General features: G+C 69.3%; 19 protein-coding genes and 1 tRNA gene. 5 read left to right on the top strand and 15 right to left on the bottom strand.

Annotated elements, in window-relative coordinates; all coding sequences use genetic code 11:
* Positions 1-11: 11 nt before the first annotated feature.
* A complete protein-coding gene (locus tag ACFSDF_RS09215; protein ID WP_167248924.1) occupies positions 12-1,070 on the top strand; it encodes a hypothetical protein in 1,059 nt (352 codons plus the stop codon).
* Positions 1,071-1,100: 30 nt separating this feature from the next.
* Here ACFSDF_RS09215 and ACFSDF_RS09210 read toward each other — a convergent pair whose 3' ends face one another.
* Positions 1,101-2,246, bottom strand: a complete 1,146-nt coding sequence (locus ACFSDF_RS09210) for a GNAT family N-acetyltransferase (protein WP_167001701.1) — start codon at positions 2,244-2,246, stop codon at positions 1,101-1,103.
* Positions 2,247-2,607: 361 nt separating this feature from the next.
* On the opposite strand from ACFSDF_RS09210, the gene ACFSDF_RS09205 reads away from it, so the two are divergent.
* Positions 2,608-4,242 carry a right-handed parallel beta-helix repeat-containing protein gene (locus ACFSDF_RS09205; protein WP_167001700.1) on the top strand — a complete coding sequence of 545 codons (1,635 nt, stop codon included), beginning with the start codon at positions 2,608-2,610 and terminating at the stop codon, positions 4,240-4,242.
* A gap of 24 nt (positions 4,243-4,266) precedes the next feature.
* Here ACFSDF_RS09205 and ACFSDF_RS09200 read toward each other — a convergent pair whose 3' ends face one another.
* The 9 genes from ACFSDF_RS09200 to ACFSDF_RS09160 all read right to left on the bottom strand — a co-directional run bounded on the left by ACFSDF_RS09200 (position 4,267) and on the right by ACFSDF_RS09160 (position 17,872).
* Positions 4,267-7,812 (bottom strand): PKD domain-containing protein, encoded by a 3,546-nt coding sequence (locus tag ACFSDF_RS09200; RefSeq protein WP_167248926.1) that lies wholly within the window; start codon positions 7,810-7,812, stop codon positions 4,267-4,269.
* A gap of 113 nt (positions 7,813-7,925) precedes the next feature.
* Positions 7,926-11,498, bottom strand: a complete 3,573-nt coding sequence (locus ACFSDF_RS09195) for a PKD domain-containing protein (RefSeq protein WP_167001698.1) — start codon at positions 11,496-11,498, stop codon at positions 7,926-7,928.
* 132 nt (positions 11,499-11,630) lie between these two features.
* Positions 11,631-12,269: a hypothetical protein gene (locus tag ACFSDF_RS09190; RefSeq protein ID WP_167001697.1), complete on the bottom strand. Its 639-nt coding sequence runs from the start codon at positions 12,267-12,269 to the stop codon at positions 11,631-11,633.
* Positions 12,269-13,660 carry an exopolysaccharide biosynthesis polyprenyl glycosylphosphotransferase gene (locus tag ACFSDF_RS09185; protein ID WP_167001695.1) on the bottom strand — a complete coding sequence of 464 codons (1,392 nt, stop codon included), beginning with the start codon at positions 13,658-13,660 and terminating at the stop codon, positions 12,269-12,271. The genes ACFSDF_RS09190 and ACFSDF_RS09185 overlap by 1 nt, the downstream gene beginning before the upstream one ends.
* A 138-nt stretch (positions 13,661-13,798) precedes the next feature.
* Positions 13,799-14,383 (bottom strand): aminoacyl-tRNA hydrolase, encoded by a 585-nt coding sequence (pth, locus tag ACFSDF_RS09180; protein ID WP_167001694.1) that lies wholly within the window; start codon positions 14,381-14,383, stop codon positions 13,799-13,801.
* A 27-nt stretch (positions 14,384-14,410) separates the two neighbouring features.
* Positions 14,411-15,067, bottom strand: a complete 657-nt coding sequence (locus ACFSDF_RS09175; protein WP_167001693.1) for a 50S ribosomal protein L25/general stress protein Ctc — start codon at positions 15,065-15,067, stop codon at positions 14,411-14,413.
* A gap of 239 nt (positions 15,068-15,306) precedes the next feature.
* Positions 15,307-16,287 carry a ribose-phosphate diphosphokinase gene (locus ACFSDF_RS09170; RefSeq protein WP_167001692.1) on the bottom strand — a complete coding sequence of 327 codons (981 nt, stop codon included), beginning with the start codon at positions 16,285-16,287 and terminating at the stop codon, positions 15,307-15,309.
* Positions 16,284-17,756, bottom strand: a complete 1,473-nt coding sequence (glmU, locus tag ACFSDF_RS09165; protein ID WP_167248928.1) for a bifunctional UDP-N-acetylglucosamine diphosphorylase/glucosamine-1-phosphate N-acetyltransferase GlmU — start codon at positions 17,754-17,756, stop codon at positions 16,284-16,286. Before glmU ends, ACFSDF_RS09170 begins: the two co-directional genes overlap by 4 nt.
* A 36-nt stretch (positions 17,757-17,792) precedes the next feature.
* A tRNA-Gln gene (locus ACFSDF_RS09160) sits at positions 17,793-17,872 on the bottom strand.
* Positions 17,873-18,040: 168 nt separating this feature from the next.
* Between ACFSDF_RS09160 and ACFSDF_RS09155 the strand changes: the two genes are divergently transcribed.
* Positions 18,041-18,985, top strand: coding sequence for an acyl-CoA desaturase (locus ACFSDF_RS09155; protein WP_167001690.1), 945 nt, complete (start codon positions 18,041-18,043; stop codon positions 18,983-18,985).
* A 44-nt stretch (positions 18,986-19,029) separates the two neighbouring features.
* Here the strand turns inward: ACFSDF_RS09155 and ACFSDF_RS09150 are convergent, their stop codons facing one another.
* The gene (locus ACFSDF_RS09150; protein WP_167001689.1) at positions 19,030-19,263 is read right to left on the bottom strand and encodes a hypothetical protein; all 234 of its coding nucleotides are present in this window, start codon (positions 19,261-19,263) and stop codon (positions 19,030-19,032) included.
* 160 nt (positions 19,264-19,423) lie between these two features.
* Positions 19,424-20,290: an alpha/beta hydrolase family protein gene (locus ACFSDF_RS09145; RefSeq protein WP_377157201.1), complete on the bottom strand. Its 867-nt coding sequence runs from the start codon at positions 20,288-20,290 to the stop codon at positions 19,424-19,426.
* A gap of 277 nt (positions 20,291-20,567) precedes the next feature.
* On the opposite strand from ACFSDF_RS09145, the gene ACFSDF_RS09140 reads away from it, so the two are divergent.
* Positions 20,568-21,218, top strand: a complete 651-nt coding sequence (locus ACFSDF_RS09140; protein WP_208322270.1) for a TetR/AcrR family transcriptional regulator — start codon at positions 20,568-20,570, stop codon at positions 21,216-21,218.
* Between the two features lie 128 nt (positions 21,219-21,346).
* Here ACFSDF_RS09140 and ACFSDF_RS09135 read toward each other — a convergent pair whose 3' ends face one another.
* Complete coding sequence (locus tag ACFSDF_RS09135; protein WP_167001686.1) at positions 21,347-21,874, bottom strand: Clp protease N-terminal domain-containing protein; 528 nt, start codon at positions 21,872-21,874, stop codon at positions 21,347-21,349.
* Between the two features lies 1 nt (position 21,875).
* Positions 21,876-22,088: an RNA polymerase subunit sigma-70 gene (locus ACFSDF_RS09130; protein WP_167001684.1), complete on the bottom strand. Its 213-nt coding sequence runs from the start codon at positions 22,086-22,088 to the stop codon at positions 21,876-21,878.
* A 114-nt stretch (positions 22,089-22,202) separates the two neighbouring features.
* Here ACFSDF_RS09130 and ACFSDF_RS09125 point away from each other — a divergent pair, with 114 nt between their 5' ends.
* Positions 22,203-22,697 carry a MarR family winged helix-turn-helix transcriptional regulator gene (locus tag ACFSDF_RS09125; protein ID WP_167001682.1) on the top strand — a complete coding sequence of 165 codons (495 nt, stop codon included), beginning with the start codon at positions 22,203-22,205 and terminating at the stop codon, positions 22,695-22,697.
* A 49-nt stretch (positions 22,698-22,746) separates the two neighbouring features.
* On the opposite strand, the gene ACFSDF_RS09120 is transcribed toward ACFSDF_RS09125, so the two are convergent.
* Entirely contained in the window at positions 22,747-24,840 is a 2,094-nt protein-coding gene (locus tag ACFSDF_RS09120; RefSeq protein WP_167248934.1) for an MMPL family transporter, read from the bottom strand.
* Between the last annotated feature and the right edge of the window lie 17 nt (positions 24,841-24,857).

The raw sequence follows: 24,857 nt of genomic DNA, 5'->3' as shown, positions 1-24,857 counted from the left end.
GAGGCCCGGACGTGCCAACTGAACTCCCCCTTTCCTCATTCTCGGGCGTCGATGACGACGCCAGACTCGCTGCCTTCATGACGTACGCTGCCGCGCAGACCTACAAAGGCACCACCGTCGTCCTCGACGAGGACAGGACCTACACCTTCAACAACCAGCAACCGCTGTACTCGGGCTTCTCCATTCGCGGCGCAATCCGACCAGGAGACCAGAATCGGAGCGGTCACCCGAGCTCCAACCTGATTCAGGTACGCACGACCGGCGGTTGGTTCTACCTGAACCAGGCGCAGACCTTCGCCTGCGCATTCCAAGGCTTGACGATCGACGGAACGGCGTCGAACCGTCTGATCGAGGGGCACTCCAGCCGGGTCCTGTGGACCTCGAGCTTCCGCGACATCACATCGGTGAACGCCGCAGGCGTCCTTGGCTCATCCACCCAGCAGTTACTCATGACTGCGTGCTCAGGGGACGGGTATTGGAACATCAACAACGTCCGCAACCGAGGACTTGCACTTGGCGGATCCGACTGTCGGTTCAACTTCAGTATGTGTCTCCTGGACTCGCCGACTGCTCTGCTCCCCGACACCGCGTTCCTTGCCAGCTTCGAGTACCTCTCAAAGACCAACCTTCAGAACTTCTACGTGACAGCGGAAGGCCACTCGGCATTCAGCATCACCGGTACTGGTGACTTCGTCAGCTTCGTCGACTGCGCAATCGAAGGACGGAACGCGGGCGCACCTTGTAAGGGATCCCTGATCCGCCTGACGGGCGACACTCGAGTCACAGTCCGCGACACCTGGCTCGCCTATGCAATGTCGGATCCGACAGCCACCGGACGAAACGACGCGGGCTTCGTCCATGCGACGAATGGATCGGTCCTCCTGGACGGATGCGTGGTCGAGCACGCATCCGGCGTCGCTGAATCGACGCCGATTCTCTACGCGTCAGGTGGGAAGCACATTGTCCGGAACATGCGAGCGATCGGCTTCACAGGGAAGCCGGTCGTGAAGCAGACCACCGCGGGACTCATCGATGCCGACTCGACCGTGACTGTCGTCACGGGGCCGTAACGCCCTGTCACTCGGGGCGACTTGACAGGGCTACCCGCGGCGTCCGCGGAGGGAAGCCATGACCTCGGACAACCCCCGTCCCCGCAGGTGCTCGTCCCGATAGGCGAGGGCACGCTTCGCGAAGTGTCGCGCAGCGGTGTTCTGAGCAGCTGCGGTCTTCGCCGCCCACCCGACCGGCGTCTTGGTCATGTGCACGGCGAACATCGGCGTCGCCTCCGCGCCGAAGTCCTGCTTGTAGCCCTCGTGCCCCAGTGTCAGGTCGTGGTAGGTCTTGCCGTTGGCGATGCTGACCTTGATCAGCTCCTCGACCATCACGAGCCCGAGCGAGTAGTTGCGGTAGCGGTCGAAGTCGTACCCGATGAGGACGAAGAGATCGCGCGAGGAGTCGCTGAGCCCGAAGGAGACACCGACGATCTCGTCGTTGATCGTGAGAACAGTCGTACTGCCCGGGCCGCCCTTCGTCGCCCCGTCGTGGGCTGCACGACGATAGAACTCGTAGTACTCCGGATCCTGCACGAGGTCGATCGCACGCCGATCAGAAAAGCGGGAACGCCTGAACTCGCGCATCAACGCAAACGCACCATCGATCTCGTCGACATCCTTGAGCTCACGTAGTGCGAGGACCCGCTGCTTGCGACCGATCCTCTTGCGCTTGTTGTCCAGATGCCGGGTGAAGTCCAAATCACGCGCGGAACGCCAGTCTTCGAAGGACGTGCCCAGCTCGATCACGTGGGCGTCGTACTGAAGGCGAACGACGTCTGGTCCTCCGAGCAGGGCCGTCAGACGGGTGGCCGATGCAGGCACCTTCGGGACTGTCAGAAGATCCGCCGGCCCGAGCGCGTGACGGATCGCCTTGGGGACCGACGGGTCCGCGAGCAGCGCGGCCTCCACGTCCGCGGCGATGACAGGGACCGTGTAGTCGCTGACGCCAAGGTCAGCGAATTCCAGGCGGCGCACGCGTCCTCGGCGGCGCACGAGCGGGAGCACAGCGACCAACCGTCCGTCGGACCTGATCGTGACGACCGCCGGGTCCGCGCCCATACCCTCCGCGAGCGTCGCGTAGATCTCGTTGAGCCAGTTTGGGTGCTGGAAGAGCGTCGCCGTCGCCGACGCGTAGAGGGACTCGTACTCGTCCGACAACCAGTCGAAACGCTCAGAACAGTCGACGACGTACACCGATCCCCCACAGTCATTGACATGGCGGCCAGAACCGAGGCAGCCGCCGGTTGAAATATAGTCCTCGCCCACGAGCACCGGGCCCGAACGGGCAGATCCCTACCCAACCCACCTGCGATTGCCGATCCGAGTGTCGCGGCAAAGAATGACGGAGAGGACCGAATTCTTGGGATCTGTCGTCATAGGGGGTGATTGACGTATGCCGGAACCGGCACTCGGATCCGTCCAGAGGACGCTTTGGAGGTACATCCTGCCGGTCCTGGCTGCATCGACGGTCACGGTCGCGCTGATTCCGAATGCGGATCGGCAGGCCGTCGGGGCGACGGCAGGTGCGGACGGCCCCCCCTTACAGCCCGAACTGATGCTGGCGGCAGCAGCAGGCCGGACCTACTACGTCTCCACGAGGGGGAACGACGGCGCCTCGGGGACGATCGGAGCGCCGATGCGGACGATCGGTGCGGCCGTCTCGCGCGCTGGTTCCGGCGACACCATCGCGATCCGCCGCGGGACCTACCACGAGTCCGTCAAGGTCCCCGACGCCAAGCGCCTGACCATCCGTGCGCACGCCGGCGAGGCCGTGGTGCTCGACGGGAGTCGGCGCGTGACAGGTTGGAGCCGGTCCGGGAGGCACGCGGTCGCACGCTGGACGACCCGCTTCGACGCGAGCCCGACGTACTCGTGGGGCGTCCCGGACAACCGTGCAGAAGGCTGGCAGTTCGTCAACCGCCGCTTTCCGATGGCCGCGCACCCGGACCAGGTCTGGGTCGGCGGGAGGCGCCTCCGCCAGGTGGGCTCGGTCGCGAGCCTTCGTGCCGGCACGTTCTTCGTCGACTACACGCGTGGGCTCCTCTACCTCGGCAGTCCGCCCGGCGGACGCGAGGTCCGGGCGAGCGCGCTCGCCAAGGCACTCAGTCTCAGGGCTCCCGGCACGGTCGTGAGCGGCATCGACGTCCGCCGGTACGCGCCGTCGGTCCCCCACATGGGCGCCGTCACGATCACCGGCGCACGCACCCGGCTCACGGACGTGTCGATCGACCAGAACGCGACGACCGGCCTGCATGTGGCCGCACGCAACGTCGTGCTCGACCGGGTCCGTACGCGGGCGAACGGCATGATCGGAGCGAGCGCGACGTACGCCGACGGCCTGCACATCTCCCGCATGACCAGCAAAAGCAACAACACCGAGCACTTCAACACCGCGCCTGTCGCCGGGGGGATGAAGATCGGACGTGCCCGCAACATCGTCGTCCGCCGGAGCGTCTTCCGCGGCAACCGAGGGACGGGTCTGTGGCTGGACGAGTCGGTCGAGGGCGCGAAGGTGCTCGACAGCCGATTCGTGCGCAACGTCCGCCACGGCTTGTCGGCGGAGATCTCAGCGAACGTCCTCATCGCCGGCAACCACGTGAAGAACAACCGCGGGCACGGCGTGAAGGTCAACAACACCGGGAGCGTCTCGATCTGGAACAACACCATCGTCGGCAACGGCCGAGCGGTCAACGTCGTCCAGGACGCGCGCCGGCCCAGCTCGCGGACGACGGCGGGCCGCGACCCGCGGCGCGCGTTCCCCGACCGGCGGATGACGTGGCGCATCAGTCGGGTGACGATCCGCAACAACATCCTCGCGGTCAATCCCCGGCGCGGGAACTGCGTGCTCTGCGTCGAGGACTACACCGGCAGGCGAACCGCCCGGCAGATGGGCGTCACCGCCAAGGGCAACGTCTACCGCCGCCCTGGTAAGCGCCCGGCATGGCTCGTCGTGTGGTCGCGTGGTTCACGGGACCCGGCCACCTTCCGTACGGTGGCGCAGTTCCGTCGGGCAACCGCACAAGAACGGCGCCACCTGCTCGTACGCCGCAAGAAGGTCGCCACGCGCTCGGGAACGGCGACGCGTTTCGTCGCGCGCAAGGCTCGCCGCATCGCGACGCCGCTGCCGGCCGGGATCGCCATCGCTACCGCGCGCGCTCGCGGCCTCCGTGTGCTCGGGCGCTGGCGTTGAGCCAGCCCCGAGCCCAGGGAACGTTCATGGCAATGCGACCGCGTTGACCTCGTCGAACGACGCAAAGATCGGCGCGTTGGTGGCCGAGCCGGACAAGTACGGGCTGAAGGCGATCCCGCCCGGCGCCTGCAGCGCCGTGGCGGAGTCGGTCGTCGACACCAGCCATGACGCCGGCTCGCTCGTGCCTGCGCGCCAGACCTTGGCCCTGATCGTCGTCGGCGACGTGCCCGTCGCCTGGACGCGGATGCGCCAGGTGTCACCTGCGGCGTGGGGTCCCGCGACCACACCCGTCGCCATCGTCGTCTCGGACGCACCCTCGATCCGGGTGAGGGCCGCCGAGAGGCTGCCGTCCGCCAGGAACCGCGTCTTCAGACCGTACGAGCCGACACCTGCAATGGTGCGGGCGCTCGCCGTGATGTAGATGCCGCCGCCGGTCGCGACCTTGTCGAGGCTCACGCTCAGCGTCAGATCGGCGCTGGTCGAGGAGACCCCGTTGAGGGCGATCGATGGCCCGGCGCCCGCAGAGCCCATCCTGATCCGGCCCACGCCGTCGGCGACCGAGAAGTTCGTCGCGGACCCGGTCCGGGTCCACGCCCCACCGGTCTCGGCGCTGCCCCAGCCGTCCACGACCGTACGGGCGAACGTGTCCACGGCGAATGGCTCCGGCGGGCCCGACACCGTCACCGGGTGGGTCACCGTCCCGGTCGCACCGTCGTCGTCGGTGACGGTGAGGGCGATGTCGTACGTGCCCGGTGCCGAGTAGGCGTGGGTCGCCGTGGCCCCGGTCGCCGTCGACCCGTCGCCGAAGCTCCAGGCGTACGAGGCGATCGTGCCGTCGGAGTCGCTCGACGTTGCTGCATCGACGCTCACCGCCAGGTCGTTCTTGGTCGTGGTGAACGCGGCCGTCGGTGCCTGGTTGGGCGGCGGCGCGGTCACCGTGACCTGGCGCGTGAGGACGTCGGTCGCGCCGCCGTCGTCGGTGACGGTGAGCGTGACGTCGTACGTGCCGGAGTCGGCATAGGTGTGGGTCGCGGTCGCCCCGGTCGCTGTCGCACCGTCGCCGAAGTCCCACGCGTGGGAGGCGATGGTGCCGTCGACATCGAACGACGTCGTGCCGTTGACCGACACCGTCAGGTCCTGGGTCGAGGAGGTCATCGCCGCCGTCGGCGCCGCGTTCTGGCCCTGGCCCGTCGTGCCAGCTTGGTAGTGCGCGGCGACGTCGGCGTCGCTCAAGGCCGACTTGTAGATCGCGACCTCGTCGAGGCTGCCCTTGAAGTTGCCGCTCGAGCTCGCTGCGTTCGGCCACGACGACAGGTTGTCGCCGCCGAGGCGCCAGTATCCCCAGTAGCCGTTCTGGCCGGTCTTGACGTCGGTCCGCGAGGCGACCTTGGCGCCGTCGACGTAGAGCTTCATGCCCTCCGAGCCGAGCGAGGCCACGACATGGTGCCATTGCCCGTTGTTGACCTTGGCGGTGCTCGAGATGACGGCGGCGGTCCCCGCGTAGACACCGAAGTGCACGCGGCCTGACGAGTCGAGGTAGACGTGACGGTCGAAGTTGGACGACGAGCCCGTCATCTTGTCACCGAAGCCGAGGAGCTTGCCGCCGCTGCCGGTCGTCGTCTTGACCCACGTCTCGAGCGTGAAGACGTTTGGCGGGGTCTCGGCCACCTGGCTGGAGGCGTTGCCGTGGGAGAAGATGTTGCCGAACGTCACCGACTTGTTGGCGTCGCCTGAAAGCGCCCCCGTACCGCCCCAGGTGTAGGAGCCGTTCAGCTTGACGTTGCCCTGCCCGAGCGTGTCGGCGCCGGCGGAGCCGCTCGACTCGCCCAGACGCCAGTAGTACTCCGGCTCGGAGGCGTGAACCGCGTTCAGGTAGGCGCTCGGCGTCCCGCTCGCGGAGACCGTGACGTCGACCCACGGCGAGTTCGCGATGTTGCCGTCAGGGTCGGTCACCGCCACGCGATAGCGGTGGGTCGCCCCCGGCGTGAGCCCGCGGTCGGTGAAGCCCATGGTCGTGCGGTTCCACCAGCGGGCCCGCGCGACGCGCTGGTGCACGAGGCCCGCGTTGTTCTGGGTGTCGCGATAGACGCGATACGTCAGTGAGTCGTTGTCGTCGTCCTGGTTGGCCTTCCAGTTGACCCGGACTGCGCCCGGCTCGGTCGAGACCACATTGATCGGATAGGTCGTGCTGTACAGCTGGGGCCCACGCGTACGAGGCGCGAGCGCGCGCTTGGCGTAGCGGACGATCCCCTGCTGGCCGGTGTAGTTCACGCGCGTGAACTCGCCGCCCATGAGGACGTAGTCACCCGAGCCCGTGACGGTCCACGGGCCCTGGGCCTGGCCGGTGTAGGTGCCGGCGTTCATCGTCGGGAACCACGCGAGCAGCTCGGAGCGCGGCTGACCGGCGAAGTTGGCATAGCCGTGCGGCTCGGTCGTGACGGTGCCGGTGGCCTGCTTGCCGAAGGCGATCGCCCGGGAGAACGTCCAGTTGGGCTCGGTCTGCGGGAAGCCGTCGATGTTGCCGCAGTAGTGCGCGTGACCGGCGGTATAGACGGCGCCGTCCTGCGGGTGGGCGGAGTAGGTGTCGCCGTGGCAGTCGTTGATCCACTGCAGCGCGCCGTCGGACCAGCGGGCCGCGAACGTCCCCTCGACGTTGCCACCGCCGCCGAACACGTAGCCCGTCCCGTAGACGTTCTGGTCGTCCGCCGACAGCGAGGTGATCGAGGCCTCGGTGCCGCCGTTGCGGACCACGCTGTTGGAGAGCCACGGCTTGAGCGCACCCGTCGACGCGTCCACGGCAGCCAGCCCGTAGCCGGGGTTCGACGAGCCGTTCATCGTCGTGAAGCTGCCGCCGGCGACGATCGTCGAGCTGTCGGGCGACAGGACGATCGACGTCACGGGACCACCCGCGGCGATCGGCGCCCAGGCGAGAAGTGCACCGGTCTGCGCGTCGAAGGCCGCCAGGTTGCCGCGCGACTGCGTGCCGACGCCAAGGAAGTTGCCCGCCGCGTAGACGACGTCGTCTGTGGCGACGATCGAGTACACGTGGTAGTTCACCGGCGGCGCGAAGCCCGCGACCACGGCGCCCGTGGTCGCATCGAAGGCGGCGATGCGGTTGCGCGTCGTGCCGTCGACCGAGGTGAAGTCACCGCCGACGTACACACGGGACTTGTTGGGCGAGACGGCGACCGTACGCACCTGGGCGTTGAAGCTCGGCGAGAACGTCGCGTCGAGGACGCCGGTCGCAAGGTCGTAGCGCAGCAGGTTGCCGCGCGGTGTCTCACCCGTGCCCGCGGCCGCGCCCGCCGGGCGCGCGCTGCTGAAGCTGCCCCCTGCATAGACCGCGCCGCCGACGATGGCCTGCGACCACACGACGCCGTCGACCTGCACGGTCGGGAGGGCGTCGGCGGTGACCGTCGTCGGCGTCTTCGGATCGGTCGGGTCCGCGGGCGCCGAGTCTGCAGCGGCCGGGCCGGCGGTGGCGGTCATGGCAGCGGCCACGACGAGCGCCGCCGTCACCGCCCCTGCGAGTCGGCGCACCACATGGCGCCGGGGACGAGCTGTCGACATGAGTCTTCTCCACCCGAGACGTGCCGGCAGCGCCGACGCTGTTCCAATGATGCGCATCCGTAGGCTATGGGCGCAGGGCCCACGCCACGGTTGTTTTCACGATCCGGTCGTCCTCATTCCGTACGAGCGACGAGGTCGTCGAAGCTCGCGACCACAGGAGCGTTCGTCGCCGAGCTGGACAGGTACGTCCACAGGCCGAGCGCGCCGGCCGCTTGGAGAGAGGCTGAGGAGTCGCTCGAGGTCAGCCGCCACGCCGCGGGCTCGGCGGTCCCGGCCTTCCAGACCTTAGCGCGCAGCGTTGTCGGCGACGTCCCCGAGGCCGCGACACGCACCTGGAGTGCCTCCCCGGCGGCCACCGTGAGGCCGCTGATCGTGCCGCTGGCCAGCGAGGTCTCGACCCCGGCGACGGTCCTGCCGATGTTGAGCGACACACTGCCGCCCGCGACCAGCCGCACGTCGGCGAAATAGTGGTCACCGTTCGCGACGCGCCTCGGGTGGAAGCTGAGGTAGGTGCCGCCACCGGTCGCCGCCTTGTCCGCGCTCGCCGTCACCGAGAGATCGGTGCTGGTCGAGGAGACCCCGTTCAGTGCGATGCCTGGACCTGCTCCCGGCGTCCCCATGCGGATCTTGCCGGTGCCACTCGAGACCGAGAAGTTCGTCGCCGACCCAGTCCTGGTCCAGGCCCCGCCGGTCTCTGCGTTGCCCCAGGCATCGACGACGGTCCGTGCAAACGTGTCCCGCGCGAACGGCGCCGGAGCTCCAGCCACGATGACGTCCTTCGTGAGCGTTGCCGTCGCACCGTCGTCATCAGTCACGATCAGGGTCACCGGGTAGGTCCCCGCAGCGGCGTACGTGTGCGACGGGTTCACCCCGGTCGCCGTGCCGCCGTCACCGAACGTCCACGCGTAGCCGGTGACCGTGCCGTCGGTGTCCGACGAGCCGCTGCCGTTGGGGTTCACCGTCAACCCGTCCGTCGGTGTCGTGAAGGACGCTGTCGGCGGCTGGTTGGGCGGCGGCGTCGACACCGTCACCTGACGCGACGTCTGGTGGGTCGCGTCGTCGTCGTCGGTCACGGTCAGGGTGATCGTGTAGGTCCCCGCGGCGGCGTACGTGTGCGACGGGTTCACTCCGGTCGCCGTGCCGCCGTCACCGAAGGTCCACGCGTGGCCCGTCACCGTGCCGTCCGAGTCAGACGAGCTCGATCCGTTGACCGTCACCTTCAGGCCGTCGATCGTCGGAGTCGGGAACGACGCCGTCGGCGGCAGGTTCGGGACGGGCGCGCCCGTCGCCGCCGCGTAGTGCGCGGCGATCTCGGTGTCGCTGAGGACGGACGAGTAGACCGCCGCCTCGTCGATGTCACCGGTGAAGAACGCGGTGGTCGGGATGGACGGCCAGTTGTTGAGGGTGTCCCCACCGATCCGCCAGAACCCGCGCGAGAGGTGCTCGCCCACCGTGACGTCCGTACGGTCGGCGACCTTCGCGCCGTCGAGATAGAGCTTCATGCCGTCCGGGCCCAGCGAGGCCGCGGCGTGGTGCCACTGACCGTCGTTGTAGGTGGCCGGGCTCGTCACTACCTTGCGGGTCTGGTCGGGCTTGACTCCAAAGTTGATCCGACCGGTGTTGTCCATGTAGAGGTGCCGGTCGGCCTTGGACGAGTTGCGGTCGGCGCGGTTGCCCCAGCCGAGGATCTTGCCGCCCGTGGTCGACGTTGTCTTGAACCACGTCTCGAGCGTGAGCACGTCGAGCGGGTTGTCGGTCGCCGGCGTCGCCGCGTACCCCGTGGTCGTGCCGTTGAAGCTCGCGGCGGGGTCGCTGTCGCCACCGACCGCGCCGGCCGCCGGGCGGAGCACGCCGGCGTTGACGTTGAGCGGCGTGAAGCCGGTGAGGTCACCTGCGGTCCCCGTCGCCTCGCTGAAGCGCCAGTAGTGGTCGGGCTGACTGCGCTGCACCGCCTCGCGGTAGGCGCTCGACGTGTGGGAGCCGGCGACGGTCACGCTGACCCACGGCGACTGCGCGACGTTGCCCGCCGGGTCCGTCGCAGTCACCCGGTACTGGCGGGTGGATCCGACCGGCTGTCCGGTGTCGGTGAATCCGTGGACGGGCAGGCGCCAGTACGGCGTGCGCACGACGCGGGTGTCGATCAGCCCGGCTGCGTTCTGGGTCTGCCGGTAGAGGCGGTAGGTGAGGTTCTCGTTGTCGGGGTCGTGGTTCGACCCGTACGTCACGTGGACCTCACCGGGCTTGGACGAGACAGCCTTCAGCGGGAAGGAGGCGCCCCCGAGCTGGGGGCCGCGGTCGTTCGGCGCGGTGCCGCGCACGGCGTACCGCACGAGGCCCTGCTGGGCGGTGCCGTTCACGCGGGTGAACTCGCCGCCCATGACGACGTAGGTGCTGTTGCCTGCCAGCGACCACGGGCCCTGGCTCTGGCCGGTGGCGGTGCCGGTGTTCAACTCTGGGTACCACGCCAGCTGCGACGGGGCGGGCTGACCGAGGTAGGAGTAGTAGCGGCCCTGGTCGGGCTCCCACGTCGCGGTGCGCGTGGCCGACTTGCTCATGGCCGTCCCCCGGTTGTACGGGTACGTGCCGACGCCACCGTCGCCCTGAGGGAAGCCGCCGATGTTCTCGCAGTAGTGGAAGTGACCGGCCTGGTAGATGACGTCGCCCACCGGGACGATGTCGTAGCTGTCACCGTGGCAGTCGTTGATCCATGTCAGGTCGCCGCCGTCCCAGTCCGCGGCGAACACGCCCTCGAGCGTGCCTCCGGACTTGCCGAACGTGTAGCCGGCGCCGTACACGTTGTCGGCGTCGGCCCGCAGCGTGAGGATCGCCCCGTCTGCGGTGCCGTTGCGAATCACGCTGTTGGCGCCCATGGGGAGGTTGGCACCAGTCGTCGCGTCGACCATGCCGAGGCCGTAGCCGGGGTTCGCCGAGCCGTTGAGAGTCGTGAAGGAGCCGCCGACCGCGATCTTGGTCCCATCCGGATTCATCGCGAGAGCGCGAACGGTGCCGCCAGACGCGACGGGAGCCCAGCTGAGGAGCGCACCGTTCGACGCGTTGAAGGCGGCGACGTTGTAGCGGTCCTGGTTGCCGACCCCGAGGAAGCTGCCACCCGCGTAGACGGTCGTGTTCGTCGCGGCGATCGCGTCGACCGACCCGTTCACCGACGGCGCGAAGCTGGCGACCAGGGCACCGGTGGCGGCGTCGAAGGCGGCGATCCGGCGTCGGGTCTGCCCGTTCACGGTGGTGAAGTCACCACCGACGTAGACACGAGAGCCGTTCGGCGACACGGCGACGGCGGTCACCTGCGCGTTCAGTGTCGGCGCGAAGGTGCTGATGAGGACACCGGTCTGCAGGTCGTACGCGAGCAGGTGGCTCCGCGCGACCGTGTTGGTGCCCGAGGGCGAGCCGGCCGGACGGGCGTTGGTGAAGCTGCCGCCGGCGTACACGCGGTTGCCGGCGATCCCCTGCGACCAGACGACGCCGTTGATCTGGACGGTCGGCAACGCGTCGGCCGTCACCGTCGTCGGTGTCGCGGGATCGTTCGGGTCGGCAGGTTGGGAGTCGGCATGGGCGGGGACGGCCGGGGCGAGGACCGCCGCCGTCAGCGCCGCACCGGCGAGGAGCCGCAGGGGGACGCTCCAGCGTGCTCGTCCGTGTCCGGTCCGCGTCGAGGTGTGGTTGAGCATCGCCCTACCGCCGTTCTGCTGACAGGCCCGCCCATCTGCGGGTCCTGAGTCTTCAAAGAGTTCTTGGAGTACGGCGCACCACGCGCCGTACCGGCATGTCCGCGACGGCGGGACTGACCCGCTCTCCGGACGTCATCGCACCGCTCCCGCGGTCGCGTCGCCCTCGAACACCGCGGGCGGCTGCCCCGCGGTGTAGGCGATCGTGATCTGCACACGTCCGCGAGCACCCTTGGGCACCCCGAACACGTACGTGCCCTCGGCCGAGTTGCCGGGCTCGAGGCTCGCCGGGAACGGCGCGACCCCCGGTCCGCTCAGCTCGACGCCTGGCGTCTGCTTCTTGCCATAGCTCACCTCGACGACCGCGCGTCCGAGCGCGATCGCCTCGTCGGCGCCGTTGTCGACCGCGATCCGCACCTGGAGCGCGGGGCCCGCGATCTCACCCGGTCCGCGCGCCGTGCCCTTGACGGCACGCAGGCTCGCCACGTTTGCGGTGAGGCCCGGTCCGAGCGTCGCCTTCTCGTCCAGGGCGACCGACTTCGCGGGCTCGACCTCCTCGACCGGCACGGTCTCCAGCGAACCCGGAGTGAAATCGCTCGACGGATTGTCCGGAAGCTGCTGGGCCGAGGCCTCAGAGCCCTTGCCTCCGTCGCCGCCGTCGGCCGACGGTCGTGCGACGAGGAAGACCACGACGAGCCCGACGACGATCAGGCCGACGGCCGCGCCGATCAGGCCGGTCAGTCGGCGCCGCCCCGAGTCGTTCGCCGTGTCCATCAGCGTGCCCCGTCGCCCTTGATCACCGCGCGTGCCGTCCTCGCGACGATCGCGAGGTCGGAGCGGATCGTCCAGTTGTCGACGTAGTCGATGTCGAGACGCACGGAGTCCTGCCAGCTGAGGTTGGAGCGCCCGCTCACCTGCCACAGGCCGGTCATGCCGGGCTTGACCTCGAGGCGGTGCCGGATCCAGGAGTCGTACGTCTCGGCCTCGCGCGGAAGCCCCGGGCGCGGACCGATCAGCGACATGTCGCCGCGGACGACGTTGATCAGCTGCGGGAGCTCGTCGAGCGACGTCTTGCGCAGGATCTTGCCGACGCGGGTCACGCGTGGGTCGTCATGAAGCTTGAACAGCGGGCCCGAGCCCTCGTTGAGCTCGAGGAGCTCGTCGACGAGCTCCTCGGCGTTGACGACCATCGTGCGGAACTTCAGCATCGCGAACGGCTCGCCGTTCATGCCCGTCCTGATCTGGCGGAAGAAGACCGGGCCGGGGCTGGACACCCGTACGGCGACCGCGACGGCGAGGAAGAGCGGGCTGAGGAGCAGGAGGAGCGCGCCGGAGCCGACGCGGTCGATCATGGCCTTGGCCAGGCTGACCAGGCGGGGACGGCGGCCAGGCCGCACCGACAGCACGAGACGGCGCCCGAGCACGCGAGGCTGCACGCGGTGCGGCCATGCGCCGTGCACCTCGGTCGCAACCGTGAGCTCGACGAGCGAGTGGTCGAGCGCCCAGTTGATCCTGCGCACGTCGTACGCACTGAGGGAGGGGCCAGGAGCGACCATCACACCGTCCACGGCGAGTCGACCGACCGCGTCACCCACGTCGGTGAGCGCGCCGACGACCGGCACACCACCTAGCGTGTGCGGCACCACGGCCTCGTCGTCCTCCGTGACGAGGCAGATCCCCTTCATCTCGATGTCGGAGCGCTCCGACCACTGCGCGAGGAAGTGGCCGACACCGTCGCGGTCACCCACGAGGAGCAGCGACACCGGAGAGGCGACGATCCGGCGCAGGACCACGGCGGACGCACTGAGAGTGGCCGCGGTGAGGACGACGAGAAGGCTGGCACGCGCCGTTGCCGGCGACATCACCTCGAACACGACCAGGACGAGGACGCCGACGCTGCCGCAGACGACCAGGCGGCGGGCCGGCCGGAGCGAGCGGGTGCGCTCGTACGCTGGGATCGTCGCGAACTCGACGGCGAGGAGCACGCCGATCGCGGCGACGACGAGCCAGAGCTCGTACCCGGTCGACGGGGCCAGGACAGCCGCGACGAAGGCGCTGCCGAGGGTCGAGAGCAGGAAGGCGAGGGCCGCCATGCGCGACCGGTTGCGCATCTTGACGACCAGCTGCGAGGGCGTCGTGAACGCTGCCCCTCGTGCTGTCGTCATGCGCTCGGAAGCGACCCCAAGATCCGTCACTGCACTCCACCCCGATAGTTGGTGCTACCCGATGGAGTGAATCAGATCACCGGTCCACGATGAGGGTGTTTCACAAAATCGTGGCGGGCGCCACGTCGGGGACTTCAGTCAGCTGTTGAACTCGCGCTGCGCGACCTCGAGACCGGCCGTGACCAGGGTCTCGACCGCATCTGCCGCCGTCTCCACCACGAGCGGCAGCTCCTTGCGCTCGGTGCTCGAGAAGGGCTTCAGGACGTAGTCAGCCGGGTTCTGGCGACCGGGCGGGCGACCGATGCCGACGCGCACCTTGTAGTAGTCGCCGGTACCGAGCGAGGCGCGGATCGACTTCAGCCCGTTGTGGCCGTTGTCGCCGCCGCCGAACTTCACGCGCATCGTCTCGTACGGCAGGTCGAGCTCGTCGTAGACGACCACGAGCTGCTCGGGCGGGATCTTGTAGAACGTCGACAGCGCGCGGACTCCGCCACCGCTCTCGTTCATGTAGGACCGCGCCCTGCCCAGCACGACACGGACGCCGGGAACGCCGCCGAGGCGGCCCTCCACGACGTCCGTGCGGGTGGGCTTGTGCGACTTCCAGCGACCGCCGATCCGCTCCGCGAGCCGGTCGGCCACCGCGTAGCCGATGTTGTGACGCGTCTGGGCGTACGACGGCCCGGGGTTGCCGAGGCCGACGATCAGCCACGGTGAGTCAGTCACCGCGTCGCTCCCGTCTGCGTCAGGAGGTCACTCGGCGGCGGGAGCAGCCTCGGCGGCGTCGGCCACCTCGGCCTCGGCCTGCGACTCCTCGCGCTCGATGCCGGCCTCGGCCTCGGCGGTCTCGAGCTCGGCCTCGACCTGCTCGGCGGTCGGCGCGGCGACGACGTTCACGATGAGCGTGTCGGCGTCGACGGCCAGCGACGAGCCCTTGGCGAGCTGCAGGTCGGACGCGTGGATCTGCGCGCCGGCGTCCAGGCCCTCGACGGAGACCTCGATGGCCTCGGGGAGGTGGGTCGCCTCGGCCTCGATCGCGACGGTGGCGTTCTCGGTGACGACCATGGCGCCGCCGATGACCTCACCGACGACGTTGATCGTGATGTCGACCGTGACCTTCTCGCCCTTGCGGACGACGAGCAGGTCGGCGTGCTCGATGAAGCCCTTGATCGGGTCGCGCTGGACCTGCTTGGGCAGCGCGAGCTGCGCGTCGCCGTCCACGTCGACCGACAGCAGCGCGTTCGGCTGCTTGAGGGCGAGCATCAGCTCGTGGCCGGGGAGGGTCACGTGGATCGGGTCGATGCCGTGCCCGTAGAGAACCGCAGGAACCTTGCTCTCACGGCGGATACGGCGAGCGGCGCCCTTGCCGAACTCGGTACGCGTCTCAGCCTTGATCTTGATCTCGGACACGGCGGTGTTGCTCCTCTGGAACTCTGGGTATCTATGAGCGGTGGTCGCACCCCGGCGACGGTGGTCTTTCGGACGGCCGCATCGCGCACGCTGTCCGAGACACACCTTGTGTCCAAGACACCAAGTCGATCACGGCTGACGGAAAGCCAACCCTCGCCGAGGCAACTTCCCCATCCTACAAGGGCGGAACGAGCCCTGTCGAAACGGGTTGCAGGACGCGGGCGGCGGGAGCGGCGTGCTCAGGCCTTGCCGTCGAAGAGACTCGTCACCGAGCCGTCCTCGAAGACCTCACGGATCGCGCGCCCGAGCAGCGGCGCGATCGACAGCTCGGTGAGCTTGTCGAAGCGCTTCTCGTCGGGGAGCGGAAGCGTGTTGGTGATGATGACCTCGGCGGCCGAGCACTTCTCGAGCCGCTCGACCGCAGGGCCCGAGAACACCGCGTGGGTGGCGGCGATGATGACGTCGGCCGCGCCGGCCTCCATCAGCGCCTCGCACGCCTGGACGATCGTGCCGCCGGTGTCGATGAGGTCGTCGACGAGGATGCAGGTACGGCCCTGGACGTCACCGACGACGCGATTCGCGACGCTCGCGTTGGGCCGGTCGATGTCGCGGGTCTTGTGGATGAACGCCAGCGGGACGCCACCGAGCTTCTCGGCCCAGTTCTCGGCGACCTTGATGCGGCCGGCGTCGGGCGAGACCATGGCGAGACGCTTGTCGCCGTACCGCTCGAGGACGTAGTCGGTGAGGATCGGCATCGCCATCAGGTGGTCGACCGGGCCGTCGAAGAAGCCCTGGATCTGCGCGGTGTGCAGGTCCACCGTCATCAGCCGGTCAGCGCCGGCGGTGAGGAACAGGTCGGCCATGAGGCGGGCCGAGATGGGCTCGCGGCCGCGGTGCTTCTTGTCCTGGCGCGCGTAGCCGTAGAACGGCTGGATCACCGTGATCCGCTTCGCCGAGGCGCGCTTGAGCGCATCGACCATGAGCAGCTGCTCCATGATCGCCTCGTTGATCGGGGCGGCGTGGCTCTGGATCACGAACGCGTCGGAGCCGCGGACCGACTCCTGGTAGCGCACGTAGATCTCGCCGTTGGCGAAGTCGTAGACGGAGGTCGGGACCAGTGCGGTTCCGACCTCCTTCGCGACCTCCTCGGCGAGCGCGGGGTGGCAACGTCCGGAGAAGAGCATGAGGTTCTTCTCGGTGGTGCGCTTGATACCGGTCACGAGGTGCTCTCCTGGACGTCGTCACTGTCGTCGCTGTCATGCTCCGCGCGGGCGCGCGCGGCGGCCTCCGCGGACGGGGTGCCCGGACGCTTCCGGGCGACCCACCCTTCAATGGTGCGCTGTGATCCGGCCGACACCGCCAGCGCCCCCGACGGGACGTCCTCGCGGATGGTCGAACCAGCACCGGTGAACGCACCGTCACCGACGCTCACCGGCGCCACGAAGGTGTTGTTCGACGAGGTACGGGCGTGCGCCCCGATGCTCGTCCGGTTCTTGTTGACACCGTCGTAGTTGGCGAAAATCGTCCCCGCGCCGACGTTGGCGCCCTCCCCGATGTCGCCGTCGCCGACGTACGACAGGTGGGGCACCTTGGCTCCAGCGCCGAGCCGGGTGTTCTTCGCCTCGACGAAGGCGCCGAGCTTGCCGCCCTCGCCCACGGTCGTGCCGGGGCGCAGGTAGGTGAACGGTCCGGTCGACGCGCCGGCCTCGATCACCGACAACGACCCGACCGTACGGACGACGCTCGCGCCGTCGCCGATCTCCATGTCGGTCAGCGTGCAGTCGGGGCCGATCACCGCGTCCGCGCCGATCGTCGTCGCCCCGAGCACCTGGGTGCCCGGGAGGATCGTCGTGTCCGCGCCGATCGAGACGTCCACGTCGATCCAGGTCGTCGCCGGATCGACCACCGTCACGCCCGCGAGCATGTGGCGCTCGACGATGCGGCGGTTGGCCTCGGCCGCCATCCGGGCCAGCTGCACCCGGGTGTTGACGCCCTCGGTCTGGACGGCGTCGTCGATCTCGTACGCCCCGACGGGTCGCGACTGCCCGACGGCGATGCCGATGAGGTCGGTGAGGTAGTACTCGCCCTGGGAGTTGTCGTTGCCGACCTGCCGCAGCGCGTCACGCGCCCACTCGGCGTCGAAGGCGAGGATGCCGGAGTTGATCTCGTCGATCGCGCGCTGCGCGTCGGTCGCGTCCTTCTCCTCGACGATGGCCGCGACCGTACCGTCGTCGTTGCGGACCACGCGTCCGTAGCCGTGCGGGTCGTCGACCCGGGCGGTGAGCACCGAGAGCGTACGGTCGTGCGCGCGGTGGTCCTCCAGGAAGGCCTCGAGCGTCTCGGGCTGGAGGAGAGGCACGTCCCCGTACACGACGACGATAGTCCCGGCGAGGTCGTCCCCGAGTGCCGCGAGCCCGATCGCGACGGCGTGGCCGGTGCCGAGCTGCTCCTCCTGGACCGCCTGGACGACGTCGGGGTCGATCTGCGCGAGGTGTTCGGCGACTTGCTCGCGCTGGTTGCCGACGACGGCGACGACGTGGTCGGGCGCGACCCCGCGCGCGGCGTGCAGCGCATGCCCGAGGAGCGACCTCCCGGCGAGGGGGTGCAGCACCTTCATCGTCTTCGACCTCATGCGGGTGCCCCCGCCTGCGGCCAGCACGATCACGCTGATTGGAGCCTGCTCGCTCACGCGTTCCTCTCCACCGTTCGTCGCTGGGCGGATGAGCTCCCCGGGTAGGAGTCGAACCTACGTCGCTTGATCCGCATTCAAAGTGCGGCGGGCCCTGCCGACAGACCAACCGGGGATCATCCGCACCCAGCGTACGGAACACCGACGCCCGCGCACACATCGGCGGTCCTCTTGATCTGTCGCGCACCTCGGGCAACACTGAAACCTACGGACGCGTAAGTTACGCTTCCCGAAATCCTTCCCCGACCACGACCGAGGCCCGACCCCTACCACGAGGAGTCCGCATGTCGGCACGGCTCGAGACCCCACTGCGCAACGAGGCAGGCTTCGGCGCCGAAGGCACGCCGCCGGGCAAGGTAGAGCAGCTCACCCTCGGCGTCTTCGTCGCCGTCCCGTTCCTCGCACTGCTCGCTGCAGTGCCGGTGGCATGGGGCGGGTGGCTCGGGCCCGTCGACCTCGCCCTGCTCGCCGTCTTCTACCTGATCGGCTCGCTCGGCGTCACGGTCGGGCTCCACCGCCTCTTCACCCACAAGTCGTTCAAGCCGAACCGTGCGGTCAAGATCGCGCTGGGCATCGCCGGCAGCCTTGCGATCCAAGGCCCGATCACCCGTTGGGTCGCCGACCACCGCAAGCACCACAAGTTCTCCGACCGCGAGGGCGACCCGCACTCGCCGTGGCGCTACGGCGAGACCATCCCCGCGCTGACCAAGGGTTTCGCGTACGCGCACCTCGGCTGGATGTTCAACGCCGAGCAGACGCCGCAGCGCCAGTACGCGCCGGACCTCCTCAAGGACCGCGACATCGTACGGCTGTCCAAGCAGTTCCCGATGTGGGTGCTCGTGTCGCTGGCCGCCCCCGCCGTGATCGGTGGCCTGGTCACCTGGTCGTGGCAGGGCGCCGTGACCGCGTTCTTCTGGGGTTCGCTGGTCCGGGTCTTCCTCGTGCACCACGTGACCTGGTCGATCAACTCGATCTGCCACACGATGGGCGAGGCGCCCTTCAAGTCGCGCGACCGCTCCGGCAACGTCTGGTGGCTGGCGATCCCGTCGATGGGCGAGTCCTGGCACAACCTCCACCACGCCGACCCCACGTGCGCGCGCCACGGTGTGCTGCGCGGGCAGGTCGACATCTCGGCACGGTTGATCTGGCTCTTCGAGAAGGCCGGCTGGGTACGCGACGTCCGTTGGCCGGTGGCGTCGCGCATCGACGCCAAGCGCGTCAGCGCCTGACACCTGACGCCTGCGGTCAGACCAGGCCCCGGCGTGGCGTGGCGTCAGTGCGGCGAGGCGTCGCGCTTGGTCTTGTGGCTGCCGACGTCGGCCTCGGCGATCCCCGTCACGAGTGCGCAGATGGCGCCGAAGATCGCCAGCGCGGTGCCGACGGACTCCCACGGATAGCTGTTGAGGACGCCATTGCGGACCAGCAGGATCACCACGAGGCCGGAGATGACGAACCCGGCGACCACGGCGACGACCACACTCCACTTGACGACGTTGCTGACGTGCATGCGACCTCCTCGGGAGACGTGCTCTCCTTCCACAGTCCGCCTGGTCGTGAGGGACCGCAAGCCGTCTTGGGTCCGTCGTCCATCATGAGAGGGCCGGGCGCGATGCTTCCACCATCGCGCCCGGCCCGTTCTCCGGAGGGACTTCTCCGTCCCCGCCCGCTCAGTCCGGGCAGGAGCTGCGGTAGTCCGACAACGAGGTCGAGCTCGGCGCCGGGCAGAGGAACGGCGAGTAGCGCAGGTCGGCGTCGACGTAGCGCTTGAGCCAGGTCACCATGAGGCGTCCCTGCCAGTCCGGGTTGGTGTTGGCCGCCAGATGCCCCTCGCTGCGGAGCTCCCCGTACGCGCGCTCAGGTGCCCCGGTCAGGCTGTTGTAGAACGGGATCGAGTGCGAGGAGTTCGGCGCGATCGTGTCGGTCTGCGCGCCGATGATCATCGTCGGCACGCGGACGCCGGGCCAGCTCTTCGTGGTGTGCCACGGCTGGAGCGCGACCGCGGCCTTGAGGCTCGAGCGCGAGTTGGCGGCTGCAAGGGTGCCGCCACCGCCCATCGAGTGCCCCGACACGGCGAGGCGTGAAGCGTCGACACGCGACCTCGCCGAGCTGCGCTGCGTCAGGTAGTCGAGCGCGGCGAGGATCTGCCGGCCCCGGCTGTCCGGCTGGTCGAGAGTCGTCGTCGTGTCGATCGCGAACACCACGAACCCGTGCGAGGCGACGCGGCGCGCGAGCCCCGCGTACGCGCTCGACGTCGCCGTGAAGCCCGGGGCGAGTACGACACCGCCGAAGGTTCCGTCCGAGGTCGTCGACGGGTAATAGATCGTCCCGCCGTCGAATCCGGTGACGAGCAGGCTCGACACCGAGGTCGAGCCGACGCTGTACGAGCCGTTGCCGAGCACGCTCGACGTGGTCGGGGCGGGGCCGCGTTCGTACGGGTTTTCCGCACCGACCGCGGTCGGTGCCGCGACACCGACGAGAGGGAGGGTCACGGTCGCGACGAGGGCCGCGAGCCGGACCACAAGCTGTCTGTACATCTCGTTCTCCTGTTCGATCTGCGGCCCGAGAACACCCCCAGCCGATCCGGGAGCCCGCGAAGTGAACGGGACGTTAACGACTCGATGACAAAAGGGGCAATAGCACCACAGAACTTCCTTCTTCTGCTAAAGATCCATGAAAACTAAGCGCTTGCTTAGTTGCTGGGACGCGGGATCGCCCGCCGTCGAGACGCCCCGCCGGACGCTGGGATACCGGGAATCTGCGCGCGACGACGCGCCCGCCGCCCTCACGGCGCCGTGAGGAAGAATGCCGAGAATGGCCAAGAACACCGATCCGGAGCCCAAGCGCAGCAGCAAGCGGATGACCGCTGCCGAGCGTCGTGAGCAGCTCATCGAGATCGCCCGCACCCTCTTTGCCGAGAAGGGCGTCGACGGCACGACCGTCGAGGAGATCGCCTCGCGGGCATCGGTGTCGAAGCCGGTCGTCTACGAACACTTCGGCGGCAAGGAAGGTCTCTACGCTGTCGTCGTCGACCGCGAGGTGCAGACCCTCCTCGGCGGGATGCGCTCGGCGCTCACCGAGGGCGGCCCCCGCGAGCTCCTCGAACGGGCCGCGTACGCCCTGCTCACCTACATCGACACGAGCTCGGACGGGTTCCGGATCCTGGTCCGCGACGCGCCCGTCGGCACGCCCACCGGCTCGTACGTGAGCATCATCAGCGACATCGCGAGCCGCGTGGAGGACATCCTCGTCGGCGAGTTCAAGGAGCGCGGGTACGAGGCGAAGCTTGCTCCCATGTATGCCCAGATGCTCGTCGGCATGGTCTCCACGACGGGCCAGTGGTGGCTCAACGCCCGCAAGCCGAGCAAGGACGTCGTCGCCGCGCATGTCGTCAACCTCGCCTGGAACGGGCTCTCCCACCTCGACGCCAAGCCCGAGCTGCTCTCCCGCGACGGCGAGGAGTAGGCGCCGCCGCGACGGCGACGCCCCATCGGTGGCTCAACGTCCACCGACACGCAGCGGATGAACGCCCACGCACCGCCGCACCGCGCCGGGTGGACGCCTAGGCGCCGCCGTACGGAGGCTGTGGACGCTCAGGCGCCGCCGGACACGAGGCGTACGACATCGGCCCGCAGCGCGGCGGGATCGTCACAGACCGCGGCGATCACGGTGGCCGTTCGGACGTCGTCCACCGCGAGCACGCCCGCAAGCAGCTGCGAGGCACCGATCTCCCGCCCGGGACCCGCGGCGGTGACACGGAGTGCCTGCTCCAACACGGCCTTGCTCTGGCGCGTGAAACGCAGATGCCCATGACCGCGCCCCGCCCGCTCGAGGGCACCCGCTCCGAACGTCGTCTCTGCCCGCTCGCGGACCGCGTCGACGTCGACCCCCAGCGCCGCGAGGGCCTCGGCGTCCAGCGCACCGGCGCCGCTGCGCGCGATCTCCGCCCGCAGCGCCTCGTACGTGACGCCGTGCCGCGCCAGCGCGCCGTCAGCCGGCTCCTGCTTCGCGAGTGCGCCCAGCACGTGCACCGGCTCGATGCGCCTGTCCCCCACGTCGTGCGCCTCCACCTGGGCATCGACGACCGCGGAGCGCGCCGTCGACGTGAACTTCTCGAACATGTCAGTCCTTCCCGTGCCGCTCGTGGCCACCGTGCTTCTTGTGCGCCGCCTGCCGGCTGACCCCGAGAGCATCGGCGACCTGCTGCCACGACCAGCCGAGCGAGCGGGCCCGCTCGACCTGGAGGCGCTCGAGCCGCTCGGCGAGGTCGCGCAACGCCCGTACGGCTCGGAGGCCGACCGCCGGGTCGTCATCAGTGGCTTCCTTCAGATCCATGCGTCAACATTAGTTGACACCATCGCGCTCGTCAACCTTTATTGACATCGTGCAGCCTGTGACCCGCGCGACGAAACATCTCGATGTCGAGAATCTCGACGGTACGCTGGCGGCATGCGAGACGAGGTCGATCGACTGGTCGCTGCCTGGCGGCGCGAGCGCCCGGACCTCGACGTCGATCCGATGGAGGTGCTGAGCCGCGTCTCCCGTCTGTCGCGCCACCTCGACCTGGCGCGACGCGAGGCCTTCGCCGACCAGGACCTCGACGGATGGGAGTTCGACGTCCTGTCGGCCCTGCGCCGCGCCGGAGCCCCGTACCAGCTCTCGCCCGGTCAGCTGCTGCGCGAGACGCTCGTGACCAGCGGCACGATGACCAACCGCATCGACCGCCTGACCGCGCGCGGGTTCGTCGAACGGCTGCCGGACCCCGCCGACCGACGCGGCGTCCAGGTGCGCCTCACCGACGAGGGACGTTCGACCGTCGACGCCGCGCTCGAGGCACTGCTCGCACGTGAGCGCGAGCTGCTGGCCTCGCTTGGCGGTGGCGACGCCCAGCGACTCGCGTCGCTCCTCCGCGGCCTGCTGCTGCCGTTCGACGCCCCCAGCTGAGGGCGTCGCCCGGCGGCGCCCCTCACGGCGTACGTGCGCGGCAGCCGGGTCAGCGGCGCTGCTGCAGCCGGCTGGGCCACCAGATCCGTGCGCCGATGTCGTACGACAGCGCAGGGACGAGCAGCGAGCGGACGATGAGCGTGTCGAGCAGCACGCCGAACGCGACGAGGAACGCGATCTGCGCCAGGAACAAGATCGGCAGCACCGCCAGCGCGGAGAACGTCGCCGCGAGCACCACACCTGCGGACGTGATGACCCCGCCCGTGACGACCAGGCCGTGCAGGATGCCCTGACGCGTCCCACGCTCCACGGACTCCTCGCGAACCCGGGTCATGAGGAAGATGTTGTAGTCGATGCCCAGCGCAACGAGGAACACGAACGCATACAAGGGCACCGAGGGGTCTGCCCCAGGCCACCCGAAGACGTGGTCGAAGACCAGCCCCGCGACACCCAGCGTGGCGAAGAAGCTGAGCACCGTGGTCGCCACCAGCAGCACCGGCGCCAGGATCGATCGCAGGAGCACGATCAGCACGAGCAAGATGACGATCAGCACGACCGGGATGATGATCGTACGGTCGCGCTCCGCGACGTCGTCGCCGTCGATCTGCTGCGCGGTCGCCCCACCGACGAGCACGTCGTCGCCAAGATCGTGCAGGGCTGTGCGCAGGTCGCGGACGGTGTCCTCCGCCGCCGCCGAGTCGGCAGCGTCGTCGAGGGTGACCTCGATCATCACCCGTCCGTCGACGACCTTGGGGGTCGCCGCAGCCGCGGGAGCAGCGGCGGCGTCGGCCATCGGCTCGGCCGACGCGACACCGTCGGTGTCCTCGACCGTACGGACGACCTCGTCGAGGTCGGACTCCGGGGCGACCACGACGGCCGGCGACCCCGAGCCGCCCGGGAAGTGACGCGACAGCGCCTCCTGCCCCGCGACCGCCTCGACCTCACCGAGGAAGAAGTCGCTCTGCGAGACGCCCGACGCCTTGAAGGTCGGCGCGAAGGCGGCACCCAGCGCGAGGATCAGCGTCACGACCACCCACACGCGTCGGGGACGGCGGCTCACGAGACGGGCGACCCGTCCCCAGAGCCCGGCCTCCTCGGGCTTGGCGGTGCCGACGTGCGGACGGAACGGCCAGAACGCCGTCCGGCCGAAGAGCAGCAGCACGGCCGGAAGGAAGGTCAGCGCGGAGAGCATCGCGGCGGCGATGCCGAGCGCGGCGACCGGCCCGAGGCTGCGGTTGGACGTGAGGTCGGACAGCAGGAGGCACAGCAGGCCGAGGATGACGGTGCCGCCCGAGGCGAGGATCGGCCGCAGCGCACGACGCCAGGCGATCCACATCGCCTGGACGCGGTCCTCGTGGGCACGCAGCTCCTCGCGATAGCGGGCGACGAGCAGGAGGGCATAGTCGGTGGCGGCACCGACGACGAGGATGAACATGATGCCCTGGCTCTGCCCGTTGAGGGCCAGGATGCCCGCGTCGGCCAGCTGGTACACGACGAAGGCCGCGACACCAAGGCCGAGGACGGACGTCAGCAGGACCGCGAACGGCAGCAGCGGACTTCGGTAGACGATGAGGAGGATCACCAGGACGACGGCGAGCGCGACCCCGAGGAGCAGACCGTCGATGCCGGCGAACGCGGAGCCGAGGTCGGCGGCGAAGCCACCGGCCCCCGTCACGTACGGGGTCATGCCGTCGACGGGCTCGACCGCGTCACGGATGTCCTCGACGACGGTCTCGACCTCACCCTCGTACGACGGCGAGATCTTCAGGTACCCCGCGAGCGCACGGCCGTCCTCCGAGGGAACCGGCGGACTGACGGGCTGCTCGATGCCCTCGACACGAGCGACGGCCTCGAGCTGCTCCGCGACCGCCGCCCGAGCCTCGGCAGTGGCCGGCGCGTCGGACTCCCAGATGATGACAACTGGGACCGTGTCCGGGGCGAAGCCCTCTTGGAGCTTGGCGACCTCCGTCGACTCCGCGCTCTCGGGCAGGAAGGCGGCGTTGTCGTTCTCCGAGACCTCCGCCAGCTTGCCGGCGAACGGGCCCGCAGCCCCGCCGACGACGAGCCAGACGAGCACCAGGACGATCGGGAGGACCCACCGGAGTCGACGGGTCGAACGGTCGTTGGGTCCCTGCTGAGGCACTCTCACTCCACTTAGGT

The organism is Mumia zhuanghuii (assembly GCF_042681565.1).
Lineage (GTDB): Bacteria > Actinomycetota > Actinomycetes > Propionibacteriales > Nocardioidaceae > Mumia.
Note: the sequence above shows the minus strand (reverse complement) of the source record. Positions and strands in the feature narration are given on the sequence as shown.

What these genes read in the sequence shown, in the direction of transcription:
- ACFSDF_RS09205 (WP_167001700.1), top strand. Translation starts at nt 2,608, where the DNA reads ATGCTGGCGGCAGCAGCAGGCCGGACCTACTACGTCTCCACGAGGGGG.
- ACFSDF_RS09200 (WP_167248926.1), bottom strand. Translation starts at nt 7,812, where the DNA reads ATGTCGACAGCTCGTCCCCGGCGCCATGTGGTGCGCCGACTCGCAGGG.
- ACFSDF_RS09195 (WP_167001698.1), bottom strand. Translation starts at nt 11,498, where the DNA reads ATGCTCAACCACACCTCGACGCGGACCGGACACGGACGAGCACGCTGG.
- ACFSDF_RS09190 (WP_167001697.1), bottom strand. Translation starts at nt 12,269, where the DNA reads ATGGACACGGCGAACGACTCGGGGCGGCGCCGACTGACCGGCCTGATC.
- ACFSDF_RS09185 (WP_167001695.1), bottom strand. Translation starts at nt 13,660, where the DNA reads ATGACGACAGCACGAGGGGCAGCGTTCACGACGCCCTCGCAGCTGGTC.
- ACFSDF_RS09155 (WP_167001690.1), top strand. Translation starts at nt 18,041, where the DNA reads ATGTCGGCACGGCTCGAGACCCCACTGCGCAACGAGGCAGGCTTCGGC.
- ACFSDF_RS09150 (WP_167001689.1), bottom strand. Translation starts at nt 19,263, where the DNA reads ATGCACGTCAGCAACGTCGTCAAGTGGAGTGTGGTCGTCGCCGTGGTC.
- ACFSDF_RS09145 (WP_377157201.1), bottom strand. Translation starts at nt 20,290, where the DNA reads ATGTACAGACAGCTTGTGGTCCGGCTCGCGGCCCTCGTCGCGACCGTG.
- ACFSDF_RS09140 (WP_208322270.1), top strand. Translation starts at nt 20,568, where the DNA reads ATGGCCAAGAACACCGATCCGGAGCCCAAGCGCAGCAGCAAGCGGATG.
- ACFSDF_RS09135 (WP_167001686.1), bottom strand. Translation starts at nt 21,874, where the DNA reads ATGTTCGAGAAGTTCACGTCGACGGCGCGCTCCGCGGTCGTCGATGCC.
- ACFSDF_RS09130 (WP_167001684.1), bottom strand. Translation starts at nt 22,088, where the DNA reads ATGGATCTGAAGGAAGCCACTGATGACGACCCGGCGGTCGGCCTCCGA.
- ACFSDF_RS09125 (WP_167001682.1), top strand. Translation starts at nt 22,203, where the DNA reads ATGCGAGACGAGGTCGATCGACTGGTCGCTGCCTGGCGGCGCGAGCGC.